This window comes from Aeromonas sp. TS_SC_11 (assembly GCF_057318915.1).
In genome coordinates this window covers 2,973,938-2,985,625 of sequence record NZ_CM170470.1, presented here as the reverse complement: position 1 = coordinate 2,985,625, position 11,688 = coordinate 2,973,938, and the positions used below count along the sequence as shown (strand labels likewise).

Here is an 11,688-nt window from a genome sequence, read left to right as displayed (position 1 = left end):
GCCTAACCTGCATTCAGCTTGTAAAGATCAGATGCGCGACCCGCTTTGGAAAACTGCAGCAACTCCTCTTCTGCAAGATGTTTTTCTTTTCCCACCCACTCATGGATGGCTTGAAACTGCTGCAAGGCCTGACGGTGCTCCGCATCAAGCACAGCACCCGATGGAATGTGTTGAAACACACCATCAAGCGCACCGAGATAAGGCTCTACCAGCTTGTCAGCCGCCTGCAGCTGGCGCTGCTCGATCAGCGCCAACAGCTGGTTACCGGTTTCCATCAATACAATAAGAGGGGTGCGGTTCATTCCGCCCTGCCTACTTTTTGCTGTGCCAGCGCCTTGTCGCGCTCTTCGACGGGAATCGCATCCCACCCGCTTTTTACGGTCAGCATCAGGTTAATCACCTCGTCAACCGCACTGATATCCATATCGCGGCTGGCATCCATCATCCGGGCCTTCATGTAATCATAAAGCGCGAACAAGTCCTCGGGTACTTTGCCATAAGAGAGATCCAGCGAGTCCTGCAGACCGTTGATGATGGCCATCGTTTTGGAGATGGACAGAGACTTGTGCTCAAAGTCGCGACGCTCAATCGCGCCACGCGCCTGAGCAAGACGTTCGAGACATCCCTGCATCAGTAGCTGAATGACACGATAAGGGTCGGCCACTGCCAGCTCGGATTGCAGACTCTGGGTGGTATAGGCTTTGATATTTTTCCGATACATATGAAACACCGATCCTGACTACAAATTAGCTGCTCTTGGTATTGAGCAGGTTCAAATATGAGGCCGACTTGTTCATCTTGGCCAGCATGCTATCCAAGCTCCCGTAACGGGCACGCAGTGTCTCTTCGTACTTGGTCAGCTGGGCAGAGACATCTGACTGCTTGCGATTGACATCACGCAGATCCGAATTCAGGCTATCTTCCCGCTTGGCAAGCAAGCCACCAGTCTTGGAGTAACTCTCCAGCTGTCCGGCCATCTTGCCAGCCACACCATCCTTGCCACCAAACAGAGCTACGACCTGATCGAAATTCTTGTCCACTGCCTCATCGAATTTCTCACTATCAAGGGAGAGCACCCCCTTGTTGTCCATCTTGACACCCAGCTGAAAGATACTTGAAAACGTGGAGGAATTTTTGGAAGGCTCAGTGATGGCCCCATTCATCATATTTATCACGGCGCGCGTGGTGGCATCGCCAGCCAAGGCACCACCATCATTTTGACTGACCCCGGCCACAATTGAACTGCGCTTGCCAAGATCACCGCTCTTCTTCACCAGGGCGTTGTAGCCATCGATGAAGCTCTTGACCATGTCCTTGATGCCAGCCTTGTCAGTGGTCACATCGACTTTACTCGATTTGTAGGTAGTCGTAGTTCCATCTGTCGTGCTGTCTGACGCTCTCAACACTGTTACCTTGAGCCCGAGAATCGTACCATCAAAGGTATTGGTCGCACTGGTCAGCGTACTCCCGTCCACGCTAATCTCGGCATCCTGAGCATCTTGTTTCTTGGTCAATTTGGAAATGAAGTTGTCGGTCAACTCTGTGGTGTTGCCAGTTATCTGCAAGTCCTTGCCAGTACCACTGACACCGGAATCAATAACAAGTTTGGACTTGCCATCGGACGTGTTCATGATGTTGACGCTGAGACCGAAGTTATCGCCATCATTATTGATACGTTTGCGGATGGATTGCAGCGTATCACCCGCCTTGACATCCACATCAAAAGTTTTGTCACCCGCCTTGAAGGTCAGCTTCCCGTCCTGGGTGACCATAGGGTCGGTGGATTTGTCAAACACGCCTTCAAACTTGCTGGTAGTTGCCAATTTTTTGACACTAATATCATACTGCCCGTTGGAGGCACCCGTTTTACTCTCCACCTTGAGTACGGGATTGTCCTTGTCCTGAGTGATGTTGATGGCGCGTTTGTTGAATGCATCATCCTTGGACATCGCTTTGAGCGTGGTCACAAAGGAAGCGATGGCTGATTTCAGTTGCCCAACACCTGAGAGAGTGATTTGAGCATTGGTCTTCTTGGTGGTAATTGGCTGCAGCAGTTGTGCCTTTTTGGCATCCACACTGGCAGCAATCACAGACTCCAGATCGAGTCCCGAGCCGGCACCTGCAGAAGTAATCGTGGTCATACTCACTCTCCTCGTTATGCTTGCGTATTAGATCTCGTTATCGAGCAGCAGCCCGACACGGGAACCTCCGCCGGTCGCATCACCTTCGCGCAGATCCTTGATCCGTTTGCTGATGGCCAGTAACTCTTCGCTCGGGATCTGGCGGATCATCGACTTGGTGTGGGCATCCATCACCTTGATGACAACCTGCTCGAGATCCTTTTCGACACTGAAGTTGACAGTCCATCCTTGCAACTTACTGAACTCTTGCAAGTTTTGGACCTCCTTTTCAATATCAACCTCAGAAATATCCTGTTTGCTGGCTTTTGCTTGTGCCTTCTCCTCTTGCTGTTTCTTCACATCCTGTGCCATCACCCGCTGCTCTTCCGTCGTGCCAGATAGCACTTGAGCGGCCGATTGGCCGCTCTTGCTACTTGACTGAAGAGAAGAAGGAGTGACCGATGAGGGTATTCCAATGTCATTGGCCATATCGTCGCTCCTCTTTCTATCTCATCACTGCCTGTTAACCCAGCAGGGACAGGGCAGACTGCGGTCTTTGGTTGGCTTGCGCCAAGATGCTGGAGGCCGCCTGTTGCAGAATGTTCTGCTTGGTCAGGTTGGCTGTTTCAGTCGCAAAGTCCGCGTCGCGAATACGAGAGCGTGCTGCACTCAGGTTTTCAGAGACGTTGGACTGGTTGCGAATGGTCGAGTCAAACCGGTTTTGCACCGCACCCAGCTCTGCCCGTTTGCTATCAACGGCCTTGATCATGAAGTCAAGGTTGGCCATGGCCAGTTGGGCGGCACTGGCAGTGGTGATGCTGCTCACACTGGTGGAGGTCACTGCCGTGGTGCCCTTGGTCACAGTGTAGGGTTCGCCAGTAGAACTCGTGGCAACGGTAGCACTCCCCTTGGTCGATGACGCAATACCGCTGATGGTGAACGCGGATGTCATCTTGAAGGTGATGGTCTGACCGGCATCGGCACCAACCTGGAAGGAACCCTTGTAGTTACCATCCAGCAATTTCTGGCCACCAAAGGTAGTATCGCTGGAGATGCGGTCAATTTCGGTAGTCAGCTGATCGAACTCTTGCTGCAGTGCAGTACGGTCGTCAGTGTTGTTGGAACCGTTGGCTGATTGCTGGGCCAGGGTACGCATACGCTGCAACATGGAGGTGACTTCATCCATGGCGCCTTCAGCGGTTTGTGCAACCGAGATACCATCGTTGGCGTTGCGGTTACCTTGGTCCAGACCATTGACTTGTGAGGTCAAACGGTTGGAGATCTGCAGACCGGCTGCATCGTCCTTGGCGGTGTTGATACGCAAACCGGATGCCAGTCTGGTATAGGACGTATCCAGGGACTTGTTGGTGTTCATCAGGTTACGCTGGGCGTTCAGTGATGAAGTATTCGTGTTGATGTACATGGCCATAAAAATATTCTCCCGAAGAACATGCGACTGCGGGTTGCGCCGACAAAGCGACGTCCCACCGTTAGAAGAACAGGTTGAACAATCCTGTGTCTTCTGGCGGGTGTCTGTTTGAACGAACAGGCCACCCGCAGTAGTGCAAGCGTTGGATTCCGAACACCCCTCGATTGCTTCACTTTATTTAACGGCCGCAGGGACACAAGCTTTAGGAAAATAATTGCCGAAGGCGGCAAGTTTTATCCGGCAGGCGGCAAAGAGGAAGAGGACAGGAGAGTAGCCAGGGGGTCTAGAGTTGGCCGAGGAGCCGGATAGAGGCGTTGATTGCTTTTGGCACGGTTTGTGCTTTGATATGGGCGAGTGGCGTCAATTTGACGGCACAATAAAAAGAGGCCGGAAAACCGGCCTAAAATGAGCATACGCTCAGGAGAATATGACCAAGGGTGACAGAACTGAACAGCTGTACAACACTTGGCATTACTAATATAGAGAATTGATTCTCTCCCGATAGAACAGAGTGCAAACCGAACACCCCTTTGTTCCATCTCTTGACCAGGGCGGCCTGAACAACCGCCCTGTTTTCTTTTGTTAGCCCTGCAGCAACGAGAGTGCAGACTGGGGACGCTGGTTTGCCTGCGACAGTATGGTGGATGCCGCCTGTTGCAAAATATTTTGCTTGGTCAGGTTGGCCGTTTCGGTCGCAAAGTCTGCGTCACGAATACGTGAGCGAGCTGCACTGACGTTCTCCGAGATGTTCGCCTGGTTGCGGATGGTTGAGTCAAACCGGTTCTGTACCGCACCCAATTCCGCACGCTTGCTGTCCACCACCTTGATCATGTAGTCCAGGTTAGCCATGGCTGACTGGGCTGAACTGGCCGCCTGGATGGACGACATGCTGGCAGAGGTGACTGCAGTTCCCGGGTTTTTGGTAACCAAGTAAGGCTCGCCGGATGCCGTCGTCGTGACTGTTGCGCTGCCACTGGTGGCAGATGCCATGCCCGAGATGGTAAAGGCAGTGGTCATCCGGAAGGTGATGGTCTGACCTGCATCAGCGCCAACCTGGAAGGAGCCTACATAGCCACCACTGAGCAAGTTCTGTCCACCAAAGGTGGTGTCTTTTGCCACCCGGTCGATTTCAGTCATCAGCTGAGTGTACTCTTGCTGCAAAGCGGTACGGTCATCGGTGTTGTTGGAACCGTTGGCAGATTGCTGAGCAAGGGTGCGCATCCGTTGCAGCATGGAGGTCACTTCATCCATAGCACCTTCTGCGGTCTGGGCAACGGAAATGCCATCGTTGGCGTTACGGTTACCCTGGTCCAGTCCATTGATCTGGGAGGTCAAACGGTTGGATATTTGCAGACCTGCCGCATCGTCTTTTGCGCTGTTGATGCGCAGACCAGATGCCAGACGGGTGTAAGAAGTATCCAGAGATTTGTTGGTGTTCATCAGGTTACGCTGGGCGTTAAGCGATGAAACGTTCGTATTGATATAAAGTGCCATAACCATTCTCCTAAGCTATTAAATTTACTATCTAATTTGCTCGGACTTTATTGTCTTTCCTGTCCGATGCGTCTTATTTAACGGCCTCTTTTTCGATGTCTTTAGCATTATTTTTAACGCTTCATCGCATTAACGCCGCTTACCCTATTTATCGGCACATTCCCGTTTTACTTAAGAGAAAAAATCCAAAAAGTTCCCCTTATCAGAAGGATGCCGCACAGGCCAAAGGCCATGGCAAAGCAAGTGCCCTGACCTGCAAGGTGTCAGCGCGCATCCGCGCACCCACATCCCGTCTGCAAAAACTGGGGCTGGCTCTCATTTTTGCAGGCCATCATTGGTCAGAAGCCTGCACACCCCCTAAAATCGCGACCCCATCAACAATTGGACGTGAGTTGTTCTCCATGCAGACACTGGTTGAGCAGATTGTTTACATCAGCGACATGTTTGGTACTGCGGTATTCGCGTTTTCGGGCGTCCTGGTGGCAGGGCGGCTCAGGATGGATGCCTTCGGCGTCATGGTGCTGGCGGCGGTAACCGCCATCGGCGGTGGCACCATCCGCGACATGATATTGGGTGCCACTCCTGTGTTCTGGGTGCGTGACCCTCTCTATATCTGGGTGGTGATTGCCACGGCGCTGGTGGGTATGTGGATGGTCAAGCTACCCAAGCGTATGCCCTGGTATGTGTTGCCGGTAGCGGATGCCTTCGGGCTGGCTCTCTTTACCGTGATCGGTGCCCAGAAGGCACTCAACTTCGGTACCCCAGGTCTGATTGCGGTGATCATGGGGACAATGACGGGTGTGGCTGGCGGCATGATCCGCGATGTGCTGGCACGGGAGGTGCCCATGGTGCTGCAAAAGGAGATCTATGCCACCGCCTGCATTCTGGGGGGCATCCTCTATACCCTGGCACTGGAGGTCAACGTGGACAGGGTGACCGCCATGCTGATCAGCATGCTGGGGGTATTTGGTCTGCGGGTCGCTGCCATTTACTGGCACCTGTCACTGCCCACCTTTTCACTGCAACGCCATTGATGTTTGGGCCGGGGGGCATGTCGCACTCCCGGCCTCGTTACGTTGAACCAAGCGGGCTTTTCTGTTGTCATAGGATCCAGTCGTTGTAAGCCGGAATCCCTCATGCAAAAACTTGGGCTCATTACTTCCCTGCTACTGATGAATGTGGCAACGGCGCACGCCGATGCACAGGTACTGTTTGGACGACTGGCTTCTACCCCGGTGCAGCAGTTCAACCAGCAGATCCGTCAGGCAAGCACGACCCGGCAAACCTGGGTCAATGATTATCGTGAAGTGGCACTGCGTTTTGTCGGCCATAGCGACATACCCAGTCGCATCCAGGCACAGCAACTAGATAATGATCTGGTGCTGTCGGTTGCCCTCGATGGCAACAAGAGTGACATGCTTTATATCCTGACCCTGTTTCGCAGCAATAACCTGTGGCAGATGAAGCAGGCCGAGATGGGCTGGCGTTGCCAGGGCGAGTCAACCTTTACCCCTGTCCCCTGCCCCTGACCCCCACTTTATCTCGACGCGCCATCAGAGCGTGATGCGCAGTGAAATAAAAAATCCGGCTCATTGACCGGATTTTTTATTCGAAACGTCACCCCCTGATTACGGGCGGTACACCTTGACGTTGTCAAAGCCCTTCTCTTTCAGGTAGAGCGCCTGCAGTTTGCTCATCACGCCGCGATCGCAGTAGAGCAGATAGGTCTGCTCTTTGGGCAGATCACCAAAGGCGGTGGCCAGCTTGAAGAAGGGGATGTGCAGCACGTCACGGCCTTCCACCACCAAGGGTTTCTCGTCGCGCTCGTCGGCAGAACGAATGTCCAGGATCACCTCGTCAGCGGCCAGCACTTCTGTGGTCTCTATCTCTTGAACCTCGGCGGCGGTCTCTTCACCGATGCGGCGAATGTCGAGGTAACGGGCCTCGGACACCACCTTGTCCAGGATGGCGAAGTCGAAGTTGGCCTCTTCCGCCTCAATGTTGGACAGCACAGCCTTGATGGTCGGCTTCTTGGAGATGACGCCGCAATACTCCGGCATTGTCTCGGCAAACTCCAGAGTGCCGATACGACGGGCTTCACTGATGATGTCCGGCTTGTCCCAGGTGATGAGCGGGCGCAGGATCACCTTGTCGGTCACCCGATCGATGACGTTGAGGTTGGTGAGGGTCTGGCTGGAGACCTGACCCACGCACTCCCCTGTCACCAGGGCCGGGATCTGGAAGTAGTCAGCCACCTGGCCTGCGGCACGCATCATCATGCGCTTGAGCACTACCCCCATCTGGCCGTTATCCACCTTCTCCAGGATCTCGGCGACCACGGGTTCAAAGTCGATGGCGGTGAAGCGCACCTTGTGAGAGGCGCCAAACTTGCTCCACAGGTAGTAGGCCACCTGCTTGACCCCGATCTCGTGGGCGGCACCACCGAGATTGAAGAAGCAATAGTGCACCCGGCAGCCGCGCTTGATGAACTGGTAGGAGGCCACGCCCGAGTCGAAGCCACCGGAGAGCAGGCTCAGCACGTCTTCCTGGGTCGCCATGGGGAAACCGCCCATGCCATGGTGAACGGCGCTGATGATGTAAAGCTCGTCGTTTTCCACTTCCAGGTTGACCTGGATGTCAGGCTTTTTCAGACGTACGCCGGCAGTTTCGCAATGCTGGTTGAGGCCACCACCCACATAACGCTCCAGCTCCAGCGAGCTGAAATCGTGCTTGCCGACACGGCGAGCACGCACGCAGAAGGTCTTGCCTTTCAGGCGATCGCCCCAGACGGCGCGGGTCTGCTCGAAGATGTCATGCAGGTCGGTGAAGTTGCTCAGTTTCACTTCGAGGAAGTACTGGATGCCCGGGATGCAGGCCAGGGTTTCCAGATACTGGGCGTGGAACTGATCATTGCGGGAGCTCACTACCAGCTTGTCCCAATCCATCCGTACGCGGGCATCTTCGTCGAAGCGGCGCAACACGTTGCGAATGTTGCCCTGCAACATCTTGGTGAAGCGCTGGCGCACTGACTTGCTCTTGATGGTGATTTCCGGGAACAGCTTGATAATGAACTTCATGGTTTCAACTCGGGTGACCTTGATTTAAGGGCGCGGATTATATCAGAACTTTGTTGCCAGCGCCTACAGGCTGAGCGTTCACCCATATTCTCCCACTCAATGTTTGCGGCCCGGCGGCAATCTTGCGTATATTCCCGAACCTGCGCCCTGGCAAGATGCTTCAACACAGAAGATCCGATGAAGACTTATATCTACTACCCCGGCATGGAGGTACGTGACGAACTCTGGCTCAAGTTTGCCCTGCTCTATCTGGAGCGACTCGCCTTCGTCTTTACCGTCAGTGAAAAGAGCGGCCTCACTACCCTGCTCCATACCCTGGAAGAGCAGACCGACCTGCTGGCAGAGCGGCCCGAGCCAGCTTTCTTTGCAGATATCACCCCTCAGCTGGAGAGTCAGCTCGGCGGTCTTGTCGCACCCGACTTTGCCCGCCACAAGGTTTTTGGCAACAAAGATCTCATCACTCGCTGGCGTCAAAGCGCCAATCACGACTGCTTCTGCCCGACCCAGGCCGGTCTTGAGCGGCTGCACGGCTTTTGCCTCGCCCACGGCTTTGCCAGCCAGGATGAGGGGGGGATCAAGATGGCGCGACGCTTTGCCAATCTGCTCTCCATGCGCCTCGCCCGTGAGTGGGCACTCGCCAATGAGGGGGCGCTCATCACAGATCACGACTATCTGGACAGGCTGCTGCACCTGCTCGAATCCCGCTACCACAATCGGGGCGGCCAGGATTGCTTCCACCTCGAGATACCATTGCAAGTGCCCACTCACCTGAGCGATATCTCCTTCGATGAATTGATTGCACTGCGTGCCCGCAGCGGCTTTCGCCAGCAACTTGCCGAGTTCCATCAGGCCCTCGATGCCATGCTCACCATGCTGGGCAGCGGCTATGCCGAGCCAGCAGCCCTGGCCCGTTTCGAGCTGGCGCAGCAAGGGCTCAATCAGCTGCTGGGGCCAGCGACCCACAGCCTGCCGCTCACCACCCTGATCAGCTGTTCATTGCCTGCCATGGCGATGATCCATCAGCTCAAGGCAAGCCACCCGGCTAGCAACCTCATCTTCCATCCCATCAAGAAGAGCCATTTTCACCAGCGCAAGAGCCAGCACTTCTTCACCCGGCTGGGCCAGGTCAAATCCTGAGTCCGCCGTGATGATATGAGGCGGCGCCAATATTCCGGCGCGCTGCCCGGCCAAATCAGGAGGATCCCCCTCTTCAGGAGGGATTCTCCAACCGAAACTCCACCCTGTCGCTGTTGCCCGCCTCGTCGACCACCACCAGCTGGTAGCGGCCTGCCTTGCTCAATACCTGATCCCCATCCCAGCGCAGGCGCTGGCCATTGAGAAACCAGAATGGCTTGCCCACACCACCCAGCACCCTGGGTTGCAGGCGATAGCGCTGGCTACGGATAAGGTTGCCCTCCCCCAGGGCGACGATGCGAATCGGCGCCTGCAGATCCGCCCCCTGTCTCTCTCCGTCACAACCGCTGGCGAGCAGCGCCTTGCGCCGCTCGCCTGGCGCGCGCCAGGGCTCCAGCGACAAGGGCCACAGCGCCCGCCATACAGATTGGCTGGCATCGTCACAACGGGTCAGCGTCGGCTTACCCTGACTGGTCAGTGCCACCTGGCGCAGGGGGGAAGGCCAATCCATGGGGTCTGGCAAGGTAGGGGGATCCCGCCCATCCAGCAGCCAGGCGCTCTGATGCTGCAAGCAGGCCTCAGGCAGGGTGGCACTCACCCGCCGCCCCAGTGGCCAGCAGATCTCGGCCTCGCTCACCGTATTGGGTTGCGCTGGCAGGGGGCTGTTGTCCCCCAGTCGCGAATAGACGGAGAGCAGCAGCGGCACAGCCGCGCTCTGGCCATAAAAACCGGGCAAGGGGGTGCCATCGGGCCGCCCCAGCCAGACCCCCAGGGTCCAGCGGCCGGAGACTCCCAGCGCCCAGCTGTCCCGATAGCCATAGCTGGTGCCCGTCTTCCAGGCCAGCCGGTTGACCCGGCCGGTCGCCTCGCTGGCAAAGGGCTGATCAGCCCTCCCCTGCGAGCTTAAAATTTGCCAGGTGATCCAGGCGGCCCCGGGGCTCAGCAAGGGGCGCGATACCGCCTGTTGTCCCGCCAGCCAGACCGGCATCGCCACCTGTCCCTGCCGGGTGAGGGAGCTATAGAGCGCCACAAGCTGTTCAAGCCTGACGCCGGCAGCCCCCAGCGCAATGGCCGGATTGGGCTTGTCGGAGAGGGCCAGCCTGACCCCGGCGTTATCCAGTCGATTGACCAGAGTATCGGGCCCCAGGGCTTCCAGCACCTGCACGGCGGGAACGTTGAGGGATTGCTGCAACGCCCGGGTCAGGGTGACAGGCCCCTGAAAGGCGCCGGTAAAATTGGCGGGTCGATAGTCCGACCCCAGCCTGGGGGCATCGGAGAGCAGGGAGGCCGAATGAACCAGGCCAGCATCGAGGGCCAGACCATAGATAAACGGCTTGAGGGTGGAGCCGGGTGAGCGGATCGCCTGCACCATGTCGAGGTAGCCATGACGGCGCAGATTGCCATACTCGGCGCTGCCCACGTAGGCGCGCACCGCCATGGTCTGGTTATCCACCAGCAGCAGGGCGGCGGAGGTCTGTTCCGGGAAGCGACGTATATAACTCGCCACTCGCGCCTCCAGCCAGCGCTGCAGATCGCCGTCTATGGTGGTGTGCACCAGGGCGCCCGGCTGGCTGTCAGCGGCGAGACGGGCAAACAGCGGCGCCTCCATGGGAGTGAAGTGACCGCGCGCCAGCACGGGTTCTATTCGCCCTTCACGCCACACGGCGTCTGGCCAGGCTCCCTGTTTGACCAGCCGCAGCATCACCTTGTCACGGGCGGCGCGGGCGCGATCCGGATGGCGATCGGGTCGGTAACGGCTGGGGGCCTGCGGCAGCACCGCCAACAGGGCGGCCTCGGCATGAGTGAGCTTGGCCGCACTCTTGCCCAGATAGGCAAAGCTGGCCGCCTGTACCCCTTCAAGGTTGCCACCAAAGGGGGCACGGTTGAGATAGACGGTGAGCAGGGTGCGCTTGTCGTAGTGCCACTCCAGTTGCAGCGCCCGCGCCATCTGGCGCAGCTTGCCGGGTACGCTCCTGTGATAGGGCTCGATCAAGCGGGCCACCTGCATGGTAAGGGTAGAGCCCCCCGATACCGCCCGCCCGTAACGCAGCCACTGCCAGACCCCACGCACCATGGCCACAGGGTTGACCCCGGGATGGCGCCAAAAGTGGCGATCCTCGTAGCCGAGCAATGCCTCTATGTAGCGGGGAGAGACCTGCGCCAGGGTCACCGGATAGCGCCACACCCCGCTGGTGTCGGCAAAGGCGCGCAGCGGCCGCCCCTTCATATCGAGCACCACCCGCGCATAGGCGGGATCCAGCGGTGGCAGCGGGAAGGCGCGATCCAGCACCAGCAACACCAGGATGAGAGCCCCAATTCCCAACCCCGTCAGCCGCAGCCAGCGAGGCAAACCTGGCAAAGCAAGCCTGCCCTGATGCAACCACTGGCGAGCACGCGACCAAAAACCGGCTGGACGCGCCTCGTCCTGCAAAGG

11 protein-coding genes are annotated in these 11,688 nt (G+C 57.0%); 3 read left to right on the top strand and 8 right to left on the bottom strand.

Features of this window, described 5'->3' with window-relative positions:
- Nucleotides 1-2: 2 nt before the first annotated feature.
- The 6 genes from AC1P02_RS13975 to flaA form a co-directional block, all read right to left on the bottom strand.
- Nucleotides 3-302 carry a hypothetical protein gene (locus AC1P02_RS13975; protein WP_485182482.1) on the bottom strand — a complete coding sequence of 100 codons (300 nt, stop codon included), beginning with the start codon at nucleotides 300-302 and terminating at the stop codon, nucleotides 3-5.
- Nucleotides 299-721: a flagellar export chaperone FliS gene (fliS, locus tag AC1P02_RS13970; protein WP_005310311.1), complete on the bottom strand. Its 423-nt coding sequence runs from the start codon at nucleotides 719-721 to the stop codon at nucleotides 299-301. The genes AC1P02_RS13975 and fliS overlap by 4 nt, the downstream gene beginning before the upstream one ends.
- A 25-nt stretch (nucleotides 722-746) precedes the next feature.
- The gene (gene fliD / locus AC1P02_RS13965; protein ID WP_017413037.1) at nucleotides 747-2,141 is read right to left on the bottom strand and encodes a flagellar filament capping protein FliD; all 1,395 of its coding nucleotides are present in this window, start codon (nucleotides 2,139-2,141) and stop codon (nucleotides 747-749) included.
- A gap of 27 nt (nucleotides 2,142-2,168) precedes the next feature.
- Nucleotides 2,169-2,609 carry a flagellar protein FlaG gene (locus tag AC1P02_RS13960; RefSeq protein WP_011898878.1) on the bottom strand — a complete coding sequence of 147 codons (441 nt, stop codon included), beginning with the start codon at nucleotides 2,607-2,609 and terminating at the stop codon, nucleotides 2,169-2,171.
- A 34-nt stretch (nucleotides 2,610-2,643) separates the two neighbouring features.
- Complete coding sequence (gene flaB, locus AC1P02_RS13955) at nucleotides 2,644-3,549, bottom strand: flagellin B (RefSeq protein ID WP_087755942.1); 906 nt, start codon at nucleotides 3,547-3,549, stop codon at nucleotides 2,644-2,646.
- Nucleotides 3,550-4,131: 582 nt separating this feature from the next.
- Nucleotides 4,132-5,043, bottom strand: a complete 912-nt coding sequence (flaA, locus tag AC1P02_RS13950) for a flagellin A (protein WP_096118487.1) — start codon at nucleotides 5,041-5,043, stop codon at nucleotides 4,132-4,134.
- 401 nt (nucleotides 5,044-5,444) lie between these two features.
- Here flaA and AC1P02_RS13945 point away from each other — a divergent pair, with 401 nt between their 5' ends.
- Nucleotides 5,445-6,077, top strand: coding sequence for a trimeric intracellular cation channel family protein (locus tag AC1P02_RS13945; RefSeq protein ID WP_005310300.1), 633 nt, complete (start codon nucleotides 5,445-5,447; stop codon nucleotides 6,075-6,077).
- 102 nt (nucleotides 6,078-6,179) lie between these two features.
- Nucleotides 6,180-6,572, top strand: a complete 393-nt coding sequence (locus AC1P02_RS13940) for a hypothetical protein (RefSeq protein WP_005310298.1) — start codon at nucleotides 6,180-6,182, stop codon at nucleotides 6,570-6,572.
- A 99-nt stretch (nucleotides 6,573-6,671) separates the two neighbouring features.
- On the opposite strand, the gene thiI is transcribed toward AC1P02_RS13940, so the two are convergent.
- The gene (gene thiI / locus AC1P02_RS13935; RefSeq protein ID WP_005310296.1) at nucleotides 6,672-8,120 is read right to left on the bottom strand and encodes a tRNA uracil 4-sulfurtransferase ThiI; all 1,449 of its coding nucleotides are present in this window, start codon (nucleotides 8,118-8,120) and stop codon (nucleotides 6,672-6,674) included.
- Nucleotides 8,121-8,297: 177 nt separating this feature from the next.
- Here thiI and AC1P02_RS13930 point away from each other — a divergent pair, with 177 nt between their 5' ends.
- Nucleotides 8,298-9,257, top strand: a complete 960-nt coding sequence (locus AC1P02_RS13930; protein WP_485182481.1) for a hypothetical protein — start codon at nucleotides 8,298-8,300, stop codon at nucleotides 9,255-9,257.
- 73 nt (nucleotides 9,258-9,330) lie between these two features.
- Here the strand turns inward: AC1P02_RS13930 and pbpC are convergent, their stop codons facing one another.
- Nucleotides 9,331-11,685 (bottom strand): penicillin-binding protein 1C, encoded by a 2,355-nt coding sequence (gene pbpC, locus AC1P02_RS13925; protein ID WP_485182480.1) that lies wholly within the window; start codon nucleotides 11,683-11,685, stop codon nucleotides 9,331-9,333.
- Nucleotides 11,686-11,688 lie beyond the last annotated feature (3 nt).